Origin of the sequence: Streptomyces sp. NPDC093586, from assembly GCF_044764905.1 — a bacterium.
In the GTDB taxonomy this organism is placed as follows: domain Bacteria; phylum Actinomycetota; class Actinomycetes; order Streptomycetales; family Streptomycetaceae; genus Streptomyces.
Genome location: NZ_JBIWJA010000036.1, coordinates 12,504 through 30,237, shown reverse-complemented (window position 1 = coordinate 30,237; position 17,734 = coordinate 12,504). Strand labels below are relative to the sequence as shown.

The 17,734-nt window shown below is 73.4% G+C and carries 17 protein-coding genes; 8 read left to right on the top strand and 9 right to left on the bottom strand.

The genetic code is table 11. The annotated features are described in order from the left end of the window. The first annotated feature begins 1 nt into the window (after position 1). From ACIRFH_RS29045 to ACIRFH_RS29035, 3 genes are all read left to right on the top strand, one after another. A complete protein-coding gene (locus tag ACIRFH_RS29045) occupies positions 2-1,951 on the top strand; it encodes a fumarate reductase/succinate dehydrogenase flavoprotein subunit (protein WP_403527004.1) in 1,950 nt (649 codons plus the stop codon). After that, positions 1,948-2,697 carry a succinate dehydrogenase/fumarate reductase iron-sulfur subunit gene (locus ACIRFH_RS29040; RefSeq protein ID WP_403527001.1) on the top strand — a complete coding sequence of 250 codons (750 nt, stop codon included), beginning with the start codon at positions 1,948-1,950 and terminating at the stop codon, positions 2,695-2,697. Before ACIRFH_RS29045 ends, ACIRFH_RS29040 begins: the two co-directional genes overlap by 4 nt. A 208-nt stretch (positions 2,698-2,905) precedes the next feature. Next, the gene (locus ACIRFH_RS29035) at positions 2,906-3,769 is read left to right on the top strand and encodes a DUF2382 domain-containing protein (protein ID WP_403526998.1); all 864 of its coding nucleotides are present in this window, start codon (positions 2,906-2,908) and stop codon (positions 3,767-3,769) included. Between the two features lie 40 nt (positions 3,770-3,809). On the opposite strand, the gene ACIRFH_RS29030 is transcribed toward ACIRFH_RS29035, so the two are convergent. Genes ACIRFH_RS29030 through rpmF form a run of 3 tightly spaced genes read right to left on the bottom strand, consistent with a single transcriptional unit; the run spans position 3,810 to position 7,473 of the window. Further along, entirely contained in the window at positions 3,810-6,167 is a 2,358-nt protein-coding gene (locus tag ACIRFH_RS29030; protein ID WP_403526995.1) for an ATP-binding cassette domain-containing protein, read from the bottom strand. 55 nt (positions 6,168-6,222) lie between these two features. Next, positions 6,223-7,242, bottom strand: a complete 1,020-nt coding sequence (locus ACIRFH_RS29025) for an LLM class flavin-dependent oxidoreductase (RefSeq protein WP_403526992.1) — start codon at positions 7,240-7,242, stop codon at positions 6,223-6,225. A gap of 60 nt (positions 7,243-7,302) precedes the next feature. Then, positions 7,303-7,473, bottom strand: a complete 171-nt coding sequence (gene rpmF, locus ACIRFH_RS29020) for a 50S ribosomal protein L32 (protein WP_030896418.1) — start codon at positions 7,471-7,473, stop codon at positions 7,303-7,305. Between the two features lie 103 nt (positions 7,474-7,576). On the opposite strand from rpmF, the gene ACIRFH_RS29015 reads away from it, so the two are divergent. Further along, positions 7,577-8,068: a hypothetical protein gene (locus ACIRFH_RS29015; protein ID WP_403526989.1), complete on the top strand. Its 492-nt coding sequence runs from the start codon at positions 7,577-7,579 to the stop codon at positions 8,066-8,068. Between the two features lie 258 nt (positions 8,069-8,326). Here ACIRFH_RS29015 and ACIRFH_RS29010 read toward each other — a convergent pair whose 3' ends face one another. After that, complete coding sequence (locus ACIRFH_RS29010; RefSeq protein WP_403526986.1) at positions 8,327-8,542, bottom strand: dodecin; 216 nt, start codon at positions 8,540-8,542, stop codon at positions 8,327-8,329. A 277-nt stretch (positions 8,543-8,819) separates the two neighbouring features. Here ACIRFH_RS29010 and ACIRFH_RS29005 point away from each other — a divergent pair, with 277 nt between their 5' ends. After that, positions 8,820-10,085 (top strand): extracellular solute-binding protein, encoded by a 1,266-nt coding sequence (locus ACIRFH_RS29005; RefSeq protein WP_403526983.1) that lies wholly within the window; start codon positions 8,820-8,822, stop codon positions 10,083-10,085. A gap of 62 nt (positions 10,086-10,147) precedes the next feature. Here the strand turns inward: ACIRFH_RS29005 and egtD are convergent, their stop codons facing one another. Genes egtD through egtA form a run of 4 tightly spaced genes read right to left on the bottom strand, consistent with a single transcriptional unit; the run spans position 10,148 to position 14,596 of the window. Then, entirely contained in the window at positions 10,148-11,110 is a 963-nt protein-coding gene (gene egtD / locus ACIRFH_RS29000; RefSeq protein ID WP_403526980.1) for an L-histidine N(alpha)-methyltransferase, read from the bottom strand. Next, positions 11,107-11,919, bottom strand: coding sequence for an ergothioneine biosynthesis protein EgtC (gene egtC, locus ACIRFH_RS28995; RefSeq protein ID WP_403526977.1), 813 nt, complete (start codon positions 11,917-11,919; stop codon positions 11,107-11,109). Before egtC ends, egtD begins: the two co-directional genes overlap by 4 nt. Next, entirely contained in the window at positions 11,919-13,298 is a 1,380-nt protein-coding gene (gene egtB / locus ACIRFH_RS28990) for an ergothioneine biosynthesis protein EgtB (protein ID WP_403526974.1), read from the bottom strand. The genes egtC and egtB overlap by 1 nt, the downstream gene beginning before the upstream one ends. Beyond that, entirely contained in the window at positions 13,295-14,596 is a 1,302-nt protein-coding gene (gene egtA, locus ACIRFH_RS28985) for an ergothioneine biosynthesis glutamate--cysteine ligase EgtA (RefSeq protein WP_403526971.1), read from the bottom strand. The genes egtB and egtA overlap by 4 nt, the downstream gene beginning before the upstream one ends. A gap of 288 nt (positions 14,597-14,884) precedes the next feature. On the opposite strand from egtA, the gene ACIRFH_RS28980 reads away from it, so the two are divergent. Further along, the gene (locus tag ACIRFH_RS28980; RefSeq protein ID WP_403526969.1) at positions 14,885-15,724 is read left to right on the top strand and encodes a TIGR02452 family protein; all 840 of its coding nucleotides are present in this window, start codon (positions 14,885-14,887) and stop codon (positions 15,722-15,724) included. Here ACIRFH_RS28980 and ACIRFH_RS28975 read toward each other — a convergent pair. Further along, the gene (locus tag ACIRFH_RS28975) at positions 15,709-16,173 is read right to left on the bottom strand and encodes a type II toxin-antitoxin system PemK/MazF family toxin (RefSeq protein WP_403526966.1); all 465 of its coding nucleotides are present in this window, start codon (positions 16,171-16,173) and stop codon (positions 15,709-15,711) included. The genes ACIRFH_RS28980 and ACIRFH_RS28975 overlap by 16 nt on opposite strands. A gap of 131 nt (positions 16,174-16,304) precedes the next feature. On the opposite strand from ACIRFH_RS28975, the gene ACIRFH_RS28970 reads away from it, so the two are divergent. Together ACIRFH_RS28970 and ACIRFH_RS28965 are read left to right on the top strand one after the other, a co-directional pair. Further along, positions 16,305-17,195, top strand: a complete 891-nt coding sequence (locus tag ACIRFH_RS28970; protein WP_403526963.1) for an NAD(P)-dependent oxidoreductase — start codon at positions 16,305-16,307, stop codon at positions 17,193-17,195. Between the two features lie 83 nt (positions 17,196-17,278). Beyond that, entirely contained in the window at positions 17,279-17,704 is a 426-nt protein-coding gene (locus ACIRFH_RS28965) for a PPOX class F420-dependent oxidoreductase (protein ID WP_403526961.1), read from the top strand. The last annotated feature ends 30 nt before the right edge of the window (positions 17,705-17,734 follow it).

Here is a 17,734-nt window from a genome sequence, read left to right as displayed (position 1 = left end):
CATGACAACCTACGCCGACTACACGACCGGAGAGCCGGTCGTCGACACCAAGGCCCCGGCGGGGCCCGTCAACGAGCGCTGGGACAAGCGCCGTTTCGAGGCGAAGCTGGTCAACCCCGCCAACCGGCGCAAGCAGACGGTCATCGTCGTCGGCACCGGCCTCGCGGGCGGCTCCGCCGGCGCGACCCTCGCCGAACAGGGCTACCGCGTCGTCCAGTTCTGCTACCAGGACTCCCCGCGCCGCGCTCACTCCATCGCCGCGCAGGGCGGCATCAACGCCGCGAAGAACTACCGCAACGACGGCGACTCGGTCCACCGCCTGTTCTACGACACCGTCAAGGGCGGCGACTTCCGCTCCCGCGAGTCCAACGTGCACCGGCTCGCGCAGATCTCCGTCGAGATCATCGACCAGTGCGTGGCGCAGGGCGTGCCCTTCGCCCGCGAGTACGGCGGCCTCCTCGACACCCGCTCCTTCGGCGGCGTCCAGGTCTCCCGTACGTTCTACGCCCGCGGTCAGACGGGCCAGCAGCTGCTGCTCGGCGCCTACCAGGCGCTGTCCCGGCAGATCGCGGCCGGCAACATCGAGATGCACCCGCGCACCGAGATGCTCGACCTGATCGTCGTGGACGGGCGGGCGCGCGGCATCGTCGCCCGGGACCTGATCACCGGGAAGATCGACACGTACTTCGCGGACGCCGTGGTGCTCGCCTCCGGCGGCTACGGCAACGTCTTCTACCTGTCGACCAACGCCATGAACTCCAACGCGACCGCCGTGTGGCGGGCGCACCGGCGCGGCGCGTACTTCGCCAACCCCTGCTTCACGCAGATCCACCCGACCTGCATCCCGCGCACCGGCGACCACCAGTCGAAACTGACGCTGATGAGCGAGTCGCTGCGCAACGACGGCCGGATCTGGGTGCCGAAGGCCAAGGGCGACGACCGTCCGCCGAACAAGATCCCCGAGGACGAGCGCGACTACTACCTGGAGCGCATCTACCCGTCCTTCGGCAACCTGGTGCCCCGCGACATCGCCTCCCGCGCCGCGAAGAACGTCTGCGACGAGGGCAGGGGAGTGGGCCCCGGCGGCCAGGGCGTGTACCTGGACTTCGCCGACGCCATCGAGCGCATGGGGCGCAAGGCCGTCGAGGCCAAGTACGGCAACCTCTTCGACATGTACCAGCGGATCACCGACGAGGACCCGTACCGGGTGCCCATGCGGATCTACCCCGCGGTGCACTACACGATGGGCGGACTGTGGGTCGACTACGACCTGCAGACCACCGTCCCCGGCCTGTTCGCGATCGGTGAGGCCAACTTCTCCGACCACGGCGCCAACCGGCTCGGCGCCTCCGCGCTGATGCAGGGCCTGGCGGACGGCTACTTCGTCCTCCCGGCCACCATCAACGACTACCTCGCCCGCAACCCGCACCAGGACGAGGTCGACGACGATCACCCGGTGGTGCGGGAGGTGCTGGCCGAGACCGAGGACCGGATCAACCTGCTGCTGTCCGTCGACGGTGACCGCACCCCCGACTCCTTCCACCGCGAACTGGGCGAACTCATGTGGGAGTTCTGCGGCATGGCCCGGAACGAATCCGGCCTGCGCAAGGCCCTGGAACGCATCCCGCGGATCCGCGAGGAGTTCTGGCGGCGCATCAAGGTGCCCGGCACCGGCGAGGAGTTCAACCAGTCGCTGGAGAAGGCCAACCGCATCGTCGACTACCTGGAGCTCGCCGAGCTGATGTGCCTCGACGCGCTGCACCGCTCCGAGTCCTGCGGCGGCCACTTCCGCGAGGAGTCCCAGACCCCGGACGGCGAGGCCGCCCGCAAGGACGACGAGTTCTCCTACGCCGCCGCCTGGGAGTTCACGGGAACGGGCGAGGCCCCGACCCTGCACAAGGAAGACCTGGTCTTCGAGTACGTCCACCCCACCCAGCGGAGCTACGCATGAAGCTCACCCTGCGCGTCTGGCGCCAGAAGAACGCCGACGCCGAAGGCGCCATGTCCACGTACGAGGTGGACGGGATCTCGCCGGACATGTCCTTCCTGGAGATGCTCGACACCCTCAACGAGGAGCTGATCCTCAAGGGTGAGGAGCCTGTCGCCTTCGACCACGACTGCCGCGAGGGCATCTGCGGCGCCTGCTCGCTGGTCATCAACGGCGACGCCCACGGCCCCGAGCGCACCACCACCTGCCAGCTGCACATGCGGTCCTTCGAGGACGGCGACACCATCGACGTCGAGCCGTGGCGGGCCGCCGCCTTCCCGGTCGTGAAGGACCTGGTCGTCGACCGCTCGGCCTTCGACCGCATCATCCAGGCCGGCGGCTACATCACCGCCCCCACGGGTGCCGCGCCGGAGGCGCACGCCACGCCGGTGCCGAAGCCGGACGCCGACTTCGCCTTCGAGCACGCCGAGTGCATCGGCTGCGGCGCGTGCGTCGCCGCGTGCCCGAACGGGGCGGCGATGCTGTTCACGTCGGCGAAGATCAACCACCTGAACGTCCTGCCGCAGGGGGCGCCCGAGCGGGAGACGCGGGTGCTGGACATGGTGGCGCAGATGGACGAGGAGGGCTTCGGCGGCTGCACGCTCGCGGGCGAGTGCGCGACGGCCTGCCCGAAGGGCATCCCGCTGTTCTCCATCACCAGCATGAACAAGGAGTGGCTGCGGGCGACCCGCAAGGTGTCGAAGCGGTAGCAGCGACGGACGTTCGCCGATCGGTGCGGACGGACGGGGCCGGGAGAGGTGCTCCTCCCGGCCCCGTCTCGTATGTCCGACCCGTCCGGACGGTCACCAGGAGGAAGCGCATTCGAAAAGTTCGCGCACTTTATGCCTTATGTCCTGTTTTCGGAGTGTTGATGAGGACAGACGGACTGCAGGCACTCCGGAAGGAGGGTGATGCCAGATGATCACCCGTGAAGAGCTGGCCGACGTCCTGGATCATCCGGTCTACGACGGGGACGGCAACAAGATCGGCGACGCCAAGCACATTTTCTTCGACGACATGACCGGGCGCCCCGAGTGGGTGAGCGTCAAGACCGGCATGTTCGGCTCCCACGAGTCGTTCGTGCCCATCCGCGACGCCTCGCTGGTGGAGGACCACATCGAGGTCCCGTACCGCAAGGACCAGGTCAAGGACGCGCCCCACGTCGACGTCGACGCGGGCGGCCATCTGTCGGAGTCCGAGGAGCACCGGCTCTACGACTACTACGGCATCAACTGGGACAGCGTGCTGTCCGAGGCGGAGCGCACCGACGACGGCCGCTGGGCCGCGGGCCCCGGCACGGCGGGCACGGCCGGTATGGCGGGCGCGGCAGGCACCGCGGGCACCACCGGTCGCCAGGACGCGGCGGACCGCGGAGGCATGCGCGGCGACGACGCCATGACCCGCTCGGAGGAGCGGATGCACGTCGGCGTCGAGCGGCACGAGGCCGGCCGGGCCAGGCTGCGCAAGTACGTGGTCACCGAGGAGGTCCAGCAGACCGTCCCGGTGCGCCACGAGGAGGTGCGCGTGGAGCGCGAACCGATCACGGACGCCAACCGTGACCAGGCGCTCTCCGGTCCGGAGATCAGCGAGGCCGAGCACGAGGTCACCCTGCACGAGGAACGCCCCGTCGTGGAGACCGAGACGGTGCCGGTCGAACGCGTACGAATGACCACGGAGGAGCACATCGAGGACGAGACCGTGCGCGGGCAGGTCCGCAAGGAGCGCATCGAGGCCGAGACGGAGGGCATGACCGAGGAGGACATCCGGCGGAACCGCGAGTAACCGCGGGCCACCGTCCGGCGGGGCGCACCGGTGAACGATCTCACCGGCGCGTCCCGCCGTCCGTCCCGCCGGCCACGAGCCGCGCCAGATACGGCGCGGTGGCGCTGCCCCGCACCCGCGCCACCTCGGCCGGCGGGCCCGCGGCGACGATCCGCCCGCCCGCGTCGCCGCCGCCCGGTCCCAGGTCGATCACCCAGTCGGCGCCCGCCACCACGGCCATGTCGTGCTCCACCACGATCACCGTGTGCCCGGCGTCGACCAGACCGTGCAGCTGCCGCATCAGCACCTCCACGTCGGCGGGATGCAGACCGGTCGTCGGTTCGTCCAGCAGGTACAGGGTGTGGCCGCGGCGGCCCCGCTGCAGCTCGCTCGCCAGCTTGATGCGCTGCGCCTCCCCGCCGGACAGCTCCGTAGCGGGCTGGCCGAGCCGCAGATAGCCGAGCCCGACGTCGAGCAGCGCGGCCAGGCTGCGCGCCACCGCCGGGGTGTCCGCGAAGAACTCCGCCGCCGCCTCCACCGTCAGGTCCAGCACCTCGGCGATGTTCCGTTCCCGGTACGTCACTTCCAGCGTCTCGGGGTTGTAGCGTGCCCCGCCGCAGTCCGGGCACGGCGCGTACGTGCTCGGCAGGAACAGCAGCTCGACGCTGACGAACCCCTCGCCCTGGCAGGTCTCGCAGCGCCCTCCCGCCACGTTGAAGGAGAACCGGCCGACGCCGTACCCCCGCTCGCGTGCCGCGTCGGTGGCCGCGAACACCTTCCGCACGACGTCGAACAGGCCCGTGTACGTCGCCAGGTTGGACCGCGGGGTGCGGCCGATCGGCTTCTGGTCCACCGAGACCAACCGCTCCACACCCGGCGTCTCCTGGGTGATCGCGCCGATGAGCGTCGACTTCCCGGACCCGGACACGCCGGTCACCGCCGTGAGGACACCCAGCGGGAACGCGGCGCTCACCCCGCGCAGGTTGTGCCGGGTGACCGGACCGACCGTCAGGGTGCCCCGGGGCTTCCGCACCGCGCGGGCCGGGGCGGGGGAGCGGTCGAAGAGGTGGCGGGCCGTCGCCGACTCCGCGACCTCGGCCAGCCCGGCCACCGGGCCGCTGTACAGCACCCGCCCGCCGTGCTCGCCGGCCCGCGGACCGACGTCCACGATCCAGTCGGCGCCGCGCATCACCTCGAGGTGGTGCTCCACCACGAACACCGAGTTGCCCGCCGACTTCAGCCGCTCCAGCACCGCCAGCAGGGCCTCGGTGTCCGCCGGATGCAGGCCCGCGGACGGCTCGTCGAGGACGTACACGACGCCGAACAGCCCCGAGCGCAGCTGCGTCGCCAGCCGCAGCCGCTGCAGCTCGCCCGCCGAGAGCGTGGGCGCGGGGCGGTCGAGGCTCAGATAGCCGAGACCCAGCTCGACCACGGGCGTGATGCGGGAGATCAGGTCGGCGGTGAGCACCCGGGCCGTCTCGTCGCCCGTCGGCAGCAGCGCGGCGAGCTCCGTGAGCGGCAGCGCGGCCAGCTCGGCGATGGTCCGGCCGCCGACGGTCACCGCCAGGGCCTCCGGCCGCAGCCGGCCGCCGCCGCAGACGGGGCAGGGCGCGCTGGTGAGGAACCGCTCGGCCTTCGCCCGCAGCGCCGGGCTCTTCGAGTCCGAGAACGTCTTCATCACATACCGGCGGGCGCTCATATACGTGCCCTGGTACGGCCGTTGGATGCGCCCGGCCTCCCGCACCGGATGCACGGTGACCACGGGCTGCTCGTCCGTGAACAGGATCCACTCCCGCTGCTCGGCGGGCAGGTCGCGCCACGGCCGGTCCACGTCGTAGCCGAGCGCGTCGAGGACGTCCCGCAGGTTCTTGCCCTGCCAGGCGCCGGGCCACGCGGCGATCGCGCCGTCCCGGACCGACAGCGACGGGTCGGGGACGAGCAGGTCCTCGGTCGTACGGTGCACCCGGCCGAGCCCGTGGCACTCGGGGCACGCCCCGGCCGCCGTGTTGGGCGAGAAGGCGTCGGAGTCCAGCCGCGCGGCGCCCGGCGGGTAGTCGCCGGCGCGCGAGAACAGCATCCGCAGGGAGTTGGACAGGTTGGTGACCGTCCCGACCGACGAACGGGACGTCGGCGCCGCCCGGCGCTGCTGGAGCGACACGGCGGGCGGCAGCCCGGTGATCTCGCCGACCTTCGGGGCGCCGACCTGCTGGATCAGCCGGCGGGCGTAGGGCGCGACCGACTCGAAGTAGCGCCGCTGCGCCTCCGCGTAGACGGTGCCGAAGGCGAGCGAGGACTTGCCGGAGCCGGACACACCGGTGAACACGGCCACCACGTCCCGCGGGACGTCGACGTCCACGCCCTTGAGGTTGTGCTCACGGGCGCCGCGGACGCGCACGTACGGGTCGTGGGGGCTGTGCATCGCGGGGAACTCCGTAGGGTCTTCGGTCACGGCCGGCGGGACAAACCCAGCGATTCTACGCCGGGGTGGCCCGGGGCCCCGCGCCGGTGACGCGGGCGAGCCGCCGGTAGGACTCCAGCAGGGCCTCGCGGTCGTAGGTGCTGGTGGTCACCAGCACCTCCTGGGCGCCCGTCTCCGTCAGGAGCGTCTCCAGTTCGCCGGCGACCTGTTCCTCGGTACCCGCGATGTGGCCGTTCAGACCGGACTCGTACAGCTCGCGCTCCTTGGCGGTCATCGTCCGGGCCTCGACGTCCTCGGCCGGCGGCAGTGGCGGGAAGGTGCCGCGGGTGCGCGCGTGGGCCATGGACCAGGCCTCCGGGAGCAGGAGGCGCCGGGCGGCCTCGGGGGTGCCGGCCACGGCGACGGTGCCCGAGACGACGACGTACGGCTCCCGGCTCCACGCGGAGGGGCGGAAGGCGGCGCGGTAGCGGTCGATGCCGCGCCGCATCCGGTCCCGGTCGCGCAGGTCTCCGATGACCATCGGCAGGCCCGCACGGGCGGCGACGGCCGCTCCCTCGCCCATGGCCAGCACGAACGGCGGCACGGTCAGCCCCTCCGCGGGGCGGGCGTGCGCACCCGTCGGGGAGGTGCCCCGGAACCAGCCGAGCAGTTCGGCCAGTTGCGCGTCGAAGTCCTCGGCGTCGTCCTTGTCCCGGCCCAGCGCCCTGCGTACGCCGTCGGTGAACCCCACCGACCGGCCGAGGCCCATGTCGATCCGGCCCGGGAACAGCGACTCCAGCACGCCGAACTGCTCGGCGACGACCAGGGGCCGGTGGTTGGGCAGCATCACGCCGCCGGTGCCGACCCGGATGCGGTGCGTGGCGCCGGCGACGGCGGCGGCCAGCACGGTCGGCGCGGAGCCGGCCACCCCGGGCACGCCGTGGTGCTCCGCCACCCAGAACCGGTGGTAGCCGAGCCGCTCCGCCTCCCGTGCCAGCGCCACGGTGTCGCGCAGCGCCTCGGCGCCGGTGCGGCCCTCGCGGATGCGGGAGCGGTCGAGGACGGAGAAGCGGGTCGTCGCGATCACTGAGCTCACACGGGGTTCAACGCGTGCGCGGCGCGAGGATTCCCGGGCCCGGTGCGCGACGGGTCCCGGTCAGCCCTCGGGCCGCAGCAGTCCGCGCTCGTAGGCCCGCACCAGGTGCTGCGGTACGAGGTGGCGGACGCCGTCGACGGTGACGGGCACGAGCGCCGGCGTGGCCGCCTTCCATTGGGCGCGGCGGTGGCGGGTGTTGCTGCGGGACATCTTCCGCTTCGGAACGGCCATGGGGCTTCCCTTCGGTCGGTGACCGTCGGGACGCTACATGAAAATGGATCCCATTAACAAGCGGTGGGTGCCGCCGGTCGCGGCCGCGCTCTAGGGTGGGGGCGTGACCGACCGAAGCAGGCCTCCGCTGGCCGTGTTCGACCTGGACAACACCCTCGCCGACACCGCGCACCGGCAGCGTTTCCTGGAGCGCCGGCCGCGTGACTGGGACGCCTTCTTCGCCGCCGCGCCCCAGGACCCGCCGCTGCCGGAGGGCATCGCGCTGGTGCGCGCGAGCGCCGGGGAGTGCGAGATCGTCTACCTGACCGGACGGCCCGAGCGCTGCCGTCGTGACACGCTCGACTGGCTGGCCGCGCAGGGGCTCCCCGAAGGGCGGGTGCACATGCGGCGCGACACCGACCGCCGGCCCGCCCGCCGCACCAAGCTGGAGGTCCTCGGCCGGCTCGCCCGCACCCGCGAGATCCGCGTCCTGGTGGACGACGACGCGCTGGTGTGCGACGACGCCGAACGGGCCGGGTTCACCGTCGTCCGCGCGGACTGGGCCGCCCGGTCGGCCGAGCTGAGGGATGCCCAGGAGCGGCAGGGGCGCACCTGACCATCCCGGCGGCCCCTGTCCGTTCTCCGCGGGCCCCTGCCCGTTCTCCATGAGCCCCGGTCCGTTCTCCGTGAGCCCCGGTCCGGGTCGATGCTGCCGGCGAATTCACCCGGCGGCTGTCAGGTGGATCCTCCGGTCCCTCTCGACCGGAGCGAATGTCTCAGCAGCGCAACGTGCGGGCGGCGTGTCGCTGGGGCGTTGGCTCCGACCGGCACCCGGCTCAGGGGTTCGCCGACAGCGTCCGGGCCCGCCGGGGCGTCAGGCCGAGTCCTCCAGGCGGAAGCCGAGCTTCAGGCCCACCTGCCAGTGGGCGACCTCCCCGTCCTCGATCTGGCCGCGTACCTGCGTGACCTCGAACCAGTCCAGGTTGCGCACGGTCTGCGAGGCGCGGGAGATGCCGTTGCGGACGGCCTGGTCGACGCCGTCGGGCGAGGTGCCGACGATCTCGGTGACCCGGTAGGTGTGGTTCGACATGCGGGTGCTCCCTTCCGCGGGACGGACGGCGGTGTCGCGCGTGCCGCGCGTCACTCCACCGTGCCCCACGCGACGGCGGAGCGCGAGGCGTCGGCGTCCCCGCCGGCCGCCCGCCGTCCTCCCGGCCGGGCCTCGCCCTTGACCTTCGCATTGGTCCATACCAAAATCCCAGACACCCGTACGAGCCTCACGCTCGTCCCCCCACGTCGGGTCTCCCTTCGCGTGCGCGGGACCGACCGGTCCGTCACCGACACCTGTCCGACCAGAAGGACCCCTCGTGAGACGTCGCATCCTCGCCCTCCTCTGTGTCTCCGCCTCCCTGCTCGGCGGCTGCGGTCTGATGCCCTCGGACGGCGGGAGCGGGCGGCGCGCCGTCACCGTGTGGCTGATGAAGGGCAGCGCCTCGGAGGACTTCCTGAAGCGTTTCACCGAGGACTTCGAGCGTGAGCATCCCGGTCTGGACCTCGACGTCCGCATCCAGGAGTGGACCGGCATCGGCGAGAAGACACAGACCGCGCTGGAGTCCGACGGCGGCGACGGGCGGCCGGACGTCATCGAGGTCGGCAACACCCAGGTCCCGCAGTACGCCGAGAGCGGCCGGCTGGAGGACCTGACGCTCGAGTCGATGCGGGACTGGGGGATCCGCGACTGGCTGCCCGGCCTCGCCGAACCGGGGGAGTACCTGTCCCGCCAGTTCGGCATCCCCTGGTACGCCGCCAACCGCGTCGTCATCTACCGCAAGGACCTGTTCGAGCAGGCCGGCGTCACCCGGCCGCCGCGCACCCGCGAGGAGTGGCTCACCGTCACCGGGAAACTCGACCGGGGCGCCGGCCAGGGCATCTACCTGGCCGGACAGGACTGGTACACGCTGTCCGGCTTCATCTGGGACGAGGGCGGCGACCTCGCCGAGGAGAACGGCGGCGTCTGGACGGGCGCGCTGGACAGCCCGGCCGCCCTGCGCGGCATGGACTTCTACCGTGAACTGCAGGCCCTGGGCGAGGGACCCGCCGACGCCGACGAGGAACACCCCCCGCAGGCCGGGGTGTTCGCCAAGGGCCGGGTGGCCCAGATCATCGCGGTTCCGGGGCTCGTCCAGTCCGTCCTGCGCGAGAACCCCGCTCTCGAGGACAAGCTGGGTTTCTTCCCCGTGCCCGGCAAGAGCGCCGACAGGCCCGGGGCCGTGTTCACCGGCGGCTCCGACCTCGTCGTCCCGGCGAACACCGACGACCGGGACGGCGCCGTCGCCGTGGTGGAGGCCCTCACCGGGGCCAAGTGGAACACCGATCTGGCCCGCACCATGAACTACGTCCCCAACAAGGCGTCGCTGGCCGCGGACGTCGCGGGCGAGGAAGGGGTCGCGGCGATGGCCGCCGGTGCCGCGCGGGGCCGTGCGACCCCCAGTACACCGCTGTGGGGTGCCGTCGAGGCGGACAACCCGATCAAGGAGTACATGACCGAGGTCCTCGAAGGCGCCGAGGCGCGGCCGGAGGCCGAACGGGCCTCCGGCCGCATCACCGAACTCCTGGACCCCGACACCCGCTGACGCGGCACCGGGTCCCGGAAACAGCGTCTCCGGCTCGACGCGCCCGCATCAGCGCGCCCGCATCAGCGCGCCCGGCTCAGCGACAGCGCGAAGCGTTCCTCGCCGTCGGTCCACCAGTGGGTGAGGTCCAGGCCGGCCGCGGACAGTTCCGCCCGCACGCCCTCCCGGCGGAACTTCGCGGACACCTCGGTGCGCATCTCCTCCCCGGCGGCGAAGTCCACGGCCAGGTCGAGCGCCTGGACCTTCACCGTCTGCGCCGTGCGCGAGCGCAGCCGCATCTCGATCCACTCGCGCTCCGCGTCCCACACCGCGACGTGGTCGAAGGCCGCGGGCACGAAGTCGGCACCCAGTTCGCGGTTGATCACCGCGAGGACGTTCTTGTCGAACGCGGCCGTCACCCCGGCCGCGTCGTCGTACGCCCTCACCAGCACCCGCTCGTCCTTGACCAGGTCCGTGCCCAGCAGCAGCGCGTCGCCGGGCGAGAGCAGCGCCCGGACGGACGCCAGGAACGCGGCCCGTTCGGTGGGCAGCAGGTTGCCGATCGTGCCGCCGAGGAACGCCACCAGCCGGGGCCCCGGCGTGTCCGGGAGCGTGAGCCCGGCGGTGAAGTCGGCGATCAGCGCGTGCACCCGCAGCCCCGGCCGTTCGGCGACGATCGCCCGCCCGGCCTGCGTGAGGGCGCTCTCGCTGACGTCGACCGGCACGTACGCGTCCAGCCCGGTCAGCGCGTCGAGCAGGTGCCGCGTCTTCTCCGAGGAGCCCGAACCCAGTTCGACCAGGGTGCGGGCGCCGGTCGCGGCGGCGATCTCCCCGGCCCGGACGGCGAGGATCTCCCGCTCGGCCCGGGTGGGGTAGTACTCGGGCAGCCCGGTGATCTCCTCGAACAGCTCGCTGCCCCGGGCGTCGTAGAACCACTTGGGCGGCAGCGATTTGGGCGTACCCGTCAGGCCCGTCAGGACGTCGGCGCGCAGGGCGGCGTCCGTGGCGTCCTCGGGCAGCGTGCGGGTGAGGCGGAACGGGCTCACGTGCGGGGCTCCTTCGCGGTTACGGAAGCGGCCGTGGCCGCGGGCACCAGGGCGTGATCGCGCGGCTCCTCGATCGGGGTCAGCAGCACGTCCGCGCCGCTCGCCGCGAGCAGGGTGCGGTCGGGGACCTCTCGCCAGCGCGGATCGTCGTCGTACGGTTCGGAGGCGACGACCGTGCCGCCGCCGGGCCGGGCCAGGTACCAGAGGGTGTCGCCCCAGGCGGTGGCCGCGATGGTCCCGCCGTCCGTGAGCAGCAGGTTGAGCCGGGAGGCGGGGGAGGCCGCGGCGACCTCCAGCACCGTGTCGGCCAGCGCCGTGCCCATGTCGTCCCCGGCACGCAGCCGGTGCAGGACCAGGGCCCACACGAGCGCCGAGTCGTTGCGGGCCTCCAGCGACAGCAACTCCCTTGCCGGCAGGGCCTGGGCCACCCGCTCCAGTGAGCCGGGCCAGCCCGCCACGGCACCGTTGTGGCTGAACAGCCAGGGCCCCGCGGCGAACGGTGCCGCCGCGGCCTCCGCGTCAGCGCCCGCCAGCGTCGCGTCCCGCACGGCGGCCAGCAGCGCGCCGGTCCGCACCACCCGGGCCAGGTCGGCGAAGGACTGGTCGGCCCAGATCGGCCCGGCCCGGCGGTAGCGCGCCGGCACCGGGTCGTCCTCCGCGTACCATCCGACGCCGAACCCGTCGGCGTTGACCGTGCCGTACCGCTGGCACCGGGGCGCCCAGGACTGGCGGTACAGGGCGTGCGCCGGCTCCACCAGGAGCCGGCCGAGCGGCACCGCGGGGCCCGCGTAGGCCAGGTGACGGCACATCAGGAGCCCTCCGCGGAGCGGGCGGTGCGGAACCCGGAGAAGATCTGCCGCCGGATCGGGTAGTCCCAGTTGCGGAACGTCCCCCGGCAGGCCACCGCGTCCACGGCGAACGAACCGCCGCGCAGCACTTTGTAGTCCGGTCCGAAGAACACCTCCGAGTACTCCCGGTAGGGGAACGCGCGGAACCCGGGGTACGGGGCGAAGTCGCTCGACGTCCACTCCCAGACGTCACCGATCAGCTGCCGCACCCCGAGCGGGGACTCGCCGGCCGGATAGCTGCCCGCGGGCGCCGGGCGCAGGTGCCGCTGGCCGAGGTTGGCGTGCTCCGGGCCCGGGTCCGCGTCGCCCCACGGATAGCGCGTCGAGCGGTCGCCGGCCGGGTCGTGCCGGGCGGCCTTCTCCCACTCGGCCTCGGTGGGCAGCCGCCGCCCGGCCCAGCGGGCCCACGCGTCGGCCTCGTACCAGCACACGTGCACCACCGGCTCGTCGGGCGGCACCACCTCGGTGACGCCGAAGCGCCGCCGCAGCCACTGCCCGCCGTCCCGGCGCCAGAACAGCGGGGCGGTGATGGAGTGGCGGCGGATGTGCTCCCAGCCCTCCGGGGCCCACCAGCGCGGGTCGTCGTAGCCGCCGTCCTCGATGAATGCCTGGTACGCGGCGTTCGTCACCGGCGTGGTGTCGATGAGGAAGGGGGCCACCTCGCGCCGGTGCGCGGGCCGTTCGTTGTCCAGGGCCCACGGCTCGGCCGAGGTGCCCATCGTGAACGGGCCGCCGGGCACCAGGACCTCCGCCGGTCCGGTGAACAGCGGCGCGGGATCCGGGTCCGGGGCGGTCAGGACCTGCGGACCCCTGCGGAGCTGGTGGGTGATCAGCATCGTCTCGTCGTGCTGCTGCTCGTGCTGGGCGATCATCCCGAAGGCGAAGCCCGCCTCCGTCAGCCGCGACCCGTCGAACGCGGCGCGCTCCAGCACGTCCAGGGCCCGGCCGCGCACGTCCGCCGCGTACCGACGGGCCTCGTCCGGCGGCAGCAGCGGCAGCGAGGGGCGTTCGGCGCGCGGATGCTCGAAGGCGTCGTACAGGCTGTCTATCTCGGGCCGTATCGCCTCCTGGCCGCCGACGGCGCGCAGCAGCCACTGCTCCTCCTGGTTGCCGATGTGCGCGAGGTCCCACACCAGCGGGGACATCAGCGGCGACACCTGGGCGGTCAGGTCGGGGCCCTCCACGCAGCTGGTCAGCAGCGTGGTGCGCTCACGTGCCGTGACGAGCGTGGCCAGGGCCCGCTCGCGGAGCGCCTCGGGGTCCACGCGGGAGTCGGCGGCGGGTTCGGCGGTGCGGCCGGCGGTCGGGCCGCCGGCGGTGTCCGTGGCGGAGTCGGTCATGGGCGGGTCTCCCTCCCGTGCGGGCCGTGGCCCGTGCCGTCGTACGTGTCCAGCAGGTCGTCGGCGGGGCAGCGGCCACGGGCGACGTAGCGGTCCAGGAACGCCGCGACGGCGTCCGTCACCCCGGTGCTGGCGCCGAGCCGGGGCAGCGCGGCGAGCGCCGCCGTGAAGCACACGCCGGCCACGTCGCGCAGCTCCGGATCGGTGAGGGCGTCGCGGGCCGCGTCCCGGTACAGCGGGTTGTGCGGGGCGGGCCGGCCGGAGGTGCGCTCCGCGAGGGGCTTAACGGCCCGGTAGGCGGTCTCGGAGGCCTCCTGGTCGTCGAACAGCGCCGCCGTCACGGCGAGCGGAACGATCCAGCCGTCGTCCCCGGGCTGGGCGTCGATCATGCGTAGCTCCAGATGCCCGCGCGGTCTCACCGGCGGGAACAGGGTGGTGAGGTGGTAGTCGAGGTCCTCCCGGGTCGGCGGCCGCGGTGACCGGGTCCTGGTCCACTCCCGGAAGGTCATGCCCTCCGGCACGTCCCAGCGTCCCTGGTCCCGGCGTACGCACATCACCGGGGCGTCCAGCACATGGCGGGCCCAGGCGCGGCGCGGGTCGGCGTCCAGCGGGGGGCCGCCCGCCCGGCCGGTGCCGATCTGCGTCCACCGCAGTTGCCGCGTGGACCGCCAGCCGGTGGGCCTGCCGCCGGACAGCGGGGAGTTGGCGAACGCGGCCAGCAGGACCGCGCCCAGCTGGTGGGCGAGCCACCAGCGGCGTACGTGACCGAGCGGGCCGGGCTCCTCGTGCCCCGCGTCCAGGCAGACCTGCACGGAGGCGGTGGCGCACATCATGAAGCGGCCCGCGGGGCCGGTGCGGTCGAGACAGGCCTCCATGGCGTCGTAGCGCGGCCGACGCAGGAACCGGCGGGGAGAGCGCCAGGGGTCGTGGCCGAGGCCGACGAGGGCGAGATCCTCCTCCCGCAGGACCGCCCGGACGGCGTCCAGATCGGCGGCGACGGTGTCGACGCACTCCATCAGGGAGGCGGCGGGCAGCGAACTCAGTTCCAGCTGGCCCCCGGGCTCGACGGTGAGCGGCGAGTTCAGGGGCGCGGTCCGCAGGGCGGAGTAGACCGCGTCGAGTCTTTCGTCCGTCACGGGGAGCCGCGGCTCGCGCGGCTCGTGGATCAGCCACTCCACCTCGACACCGAGGCGCGCGGGCGGACCGGTCTTGAAACAGATGCCGTGGACCAGCGCCTCGACCTCGGCTTCCGTGACGGTGGGGCGTGGCCGCGTACAGCCACCTACCGCTTCGGACATGTCGGGATCCTCCTGAGATTCCACCATGTCGCCGACCCCGTTCGTGGTGGGCCGGGTCGGCACACTCGTCCCACCCAAGACCCTCGCGCCGCTCCGCACAAGGGTACATATCGGGACGTTATCGCTCGGCTGTCTTCACGACCCGACCGTTTCCGGGGACTTTCCCCGTTGTTTCCCGGGCCGGGAAATGCCGTTGCGCCGCATCACCAGCATCACCCAGGATTCCCGCATGAGCACGACGGGGGAGGCCGCGCGGCGCGCGGTCACGGCGTCCACGGGGGTGGCGCCATGAGCGCGCGCCTGCGTGGCATCGCGCAGCAGACCGAGCAGATCGTCACGGCGGGGGCCTACCGCACGCCCGGCGGGCGCGAGGTGCGGATCGCGGCGGCGGTCGAGGCGGCCCGCGAGGGCACCCGGATGCACGGCCCGGGGCCGGTCGGGGTGCCGCCGTACGCCCCGGTGGCCACGGTCTTCGAGGTCACGGGCGAGAGCAGCCTGGAGGCCGCCCGCCGGCTCGGCGGCGAGGTCGCCGTGCTGAACTTCGCCTCCGCCCGCAATCCGGGCGGCGGGTACCTCAACGGCGCCCAGGCCCAGGAGGAGGCCCTGTGCCGGGCCTCCGCGCTCCACACCTGCCTGCTGCGGGCCCGCGCGTTCTACGACCACCACCGGGCCCACCGCGACCCGTTCTACACGGACCGCGTCATCCACTCACCCGCCGTGCCGGTCTTCCGCGACGACCGCGGACGGCTGCTGGAGGAGCCGTACACGGCCGGGTTCCTCACCGCCGCCGCGCCGAACGCGGGCGTGGTGCTGCGCACCGCACCCGAGCGCGCCGGCGAGCTGGGCGCCGCGCTGGCCGCCCGCGCCGAACGGGTGCTGGAGACGGCCGTGGCCCACGGCTACCGGCACCTGGTGCTCGGCGCCTGGGGCTGCGGCGTGTTCCGCAACGACCCGGCCCAGGTCGCGGGAGCCTTCCGGACGCTGCTCGGACCCGGCGGACGGTTCGCCTCCGCGTTCGAACGGGTGACGTTCGGCATCCTGGACCGCACACCGGGCGGCACGGTCCGCGCGGCGTTCGAGCGGACCTTCCCGGAAGCCGTCGAGGGCGGGCGTCAGCTCCAGCCGTAGCGCTCCCGCAGCCGCTGCCGTACGCGGTCGAACCGCATCCGGTCCAGCGCGCACGCCTCCCGGCGCATACCGGCCTCGTGCAGCCGCAGCACCCGGTCCACGTCCACCCAGGAATCCCGCCCCGACCGGTCCCACGGCCCGCTCCCGATCGGCACCCACTCCCGGTCGTGGTCGTGCCGCTTGCTGGAGAGCCGCACGGCGAGCAGCGTGCCCGCCGCCTCCCGCGCGACGACGAGCACGGGACGGTCCTTGCCGCGCCCGTCGTTCTCCTCGTACGGCACCCACGTCCAGACGATCTCGCCCGGATCCGGGTCCCCGTCGCACGCGGGTGCGTACTCGGTACGCACCCGGCCCACGTCCCGCGGGTCCGCCTGCGTGGTCGCGGAAGGGCCGTGGCGGCCGGGGGCGTACACGTCGCTGTCGTCGGTCCTGCGGGTGAAGGAGTCCACGGCCGTACCGTACGCGACGCCTTTCCGGAGCCGCCGGGCCGGTCGGCGCGGACCCCGGCCGGATGGCAGGCTGTTCCCGGCCACTCTTTGTACGAGCACCATCACGCGCACGAGAACAGGAAGCCGACGTCATGACCGACAAGCTCACCGTGAGCGTCCTGGGCACCGGCATCATGGGCGCCGCGATGGCGCGCAACCTCGCCCGCGCCGGACTCACCGTCCGCGCCTGGAACCGCAGCCGGGACAAGGCCGAGCCGCTGGCCGCCGACGGCGTGCACGTCGCCGGCAGCCCCGAGGAGGCGGTGCGCGACGCCGACGTCGTCCTCACCGTGCTCCACGACGGCCCGGCCGCCCTGGACGTCATGCGCCGCGCCGCCCCCGGCCTGCGCGCCGGCACCGCGTGGGTGCAGTCGACCACCGCCGGCCTCGACGCGGTCGGCGAGCTGGCAGCCTTCGCCCGCGAGCACGGCCTGGTCTTCTTCGACGCCCCCGTGCTCGGCACCCGCCAGCCCGCCGAGGCCGGCCAGTTGCTCGTCCTGGCCGCCGGCCCGGCCGACGCGCGCGCCGCGGTGACGCCGGTCTTCGACGCGGTCGGCTCCCGCACGGTGTGGACCGGCGAGGACGGCGCCGCCGGCAGCGCCACCCGGCTCAAGCTCGTGGCCAACAGCTGGGTCCTCGCCACCACCAACGCGGTCGGCGAGGTCCTGGCGCTGTCGCAGGCGCTGGGCGTGGACCCCGACGCCTTCTTCGACGCCATCGCCGGCGGCCCCCTCGACATGGGCTACCTGCGCGCCAAGGCCGGCCTGATCCGCGACGGCGCCCTCACCCCGCCCCAGTTCGCCGTCACCACCGCCGCGAAGGACGCCCGCCTGATCGTCGAGGCGGGCGAGCGGGGCGGCGTACGCCTGGACGTCGCCGCCGCGAGCGCCGAACGCCTGGAGCGCGCCGCGGCCCAGGGACACGGCGACGAGGACATGGCCGCGGCCTACTACGCCAGTTTCGACGAGAAGCCGTCCGACTGAGCGCAGCCGGGGTACCGGATGAGCGGAGGTGACGGAACGCCGTCGAAGCAGCCTCCGAACGACCACGACACGAAGGAGTCCCCATGTCCAAGCCCCCGCTGCCGCCCGAGGCCGTCGACCTGCTGCGCCGCCCCAACCCGTGCGTGATGGCCACCCTCCGCTCGGACGGCGGCCCCGTCTCCACACCCACCTGGTACCTGTGGGAGGACGACGGCCGCGTCCTGGTCAACCTCGACGAGGGCCGCGTACGCCTCGAGCACCTGCGCCGGGACCCGCGCGTGACCCTCACCGTCCTGGACGGCGACGACTGGTACACGCACGTCACCCTCATCGGCCGCGTGGCCGAGATGCGCGACGACGAGGGCCTGGCCGACATCGACCGGCTCTCCACGCACTACACCGGCAACCCCTACCCGAACCGGGTGCGGGCCCGGGTGAGCGCGTGGATCGAGGTCGAGCGCTGGCACGGCTGGGGGTCGCTCAAGGACAGCGACCAGGCGTCGAGCTGAGGGCCGGCCCGGCCGGTCCCCCGCACCGGC

Coding starts and splice junctions, on each gene's coding strand:
- rpmF (WP_030896418.1), bottom strand. CDS start 7,473: ATGGCCGTTCCGAAGCGGAAGATGTCCCGCAGCAACACCCGCCACCGC.
- ACIRFH_RS29045 (WP_403527004.1), top strand. CDS start 2: ATGACAACCTACGCCGACTACACGACCGGAGAGCCGGTCGTCGACACC.
- ACIRFH_RS29030 (WP_403526995.1), bottom strand. CDS start 6,167: ATGCACAGCCCCCACGACCCGTACGTGCGCGTCCGCGGCGCCCGTGAG.
- egtB (WP_403526974.1), bottom strand. CDS start 13,298: ATGACCGACTCCGCCACGGACACCGCCGGCGGCCCGACCGCCGGCCGC.
- ACIRFH_RS29040 (WP_403527001.1), top strand. CDS start 1,948: ATGAAGCTCACCCTGCGCGTCTGGCGCCAGAAGAACGCCGACGCCGAA.
- ACIRFH_RS29035 (WP_403526998.1), top strand. CDS start 2,906: ATGATCACCCGTGAAGAGCTGGCCGACGTCCTGGATCATCCGGTCTAC.
- ACIRFH_RS28980 (WP_403526969.1), top strand. CDS start 14,885: ATGAGCGCGCGCCTGCGTGGCATCGCGCAGCAGACCGAGCAGATCGTC.
- egtA (WP_403526971.1), bottom strand. CDS start 14,596: ATGTCCGAAGCGGTAGGTGGCTGTACGCGGCCACGCCCCACCGTCACG.
- ACIRFH_RS28970 (WP_403526963.1), top strand. CDS start 16,305: ATGACCGACAAGCTCACCGTGAGCGTCCTGGGCACCGGCATCATGGGC.
- egtC (WP_403526977.1), bottom strand. CDS start 11,919: ATGTGCCGTCACCTGGCCTACGCGGGCCCCGCGGTGCCGCTCGGCCGG.
- ACIRFH_RS28965 (WP_403526961.1), top strand. CDS start 17,279: ATGTCCAAGCCCCCGCTGCCGCCCGAGGCCGTCGACCTGCTGCGCCGC.
- ACIRFH_RS29010 (WP_403526986.1), bottom strand. CDS start 8,542: ATGTCGAACCACACCTACCGGGTCACCGAGATCGTCGGCACCTCGCCC.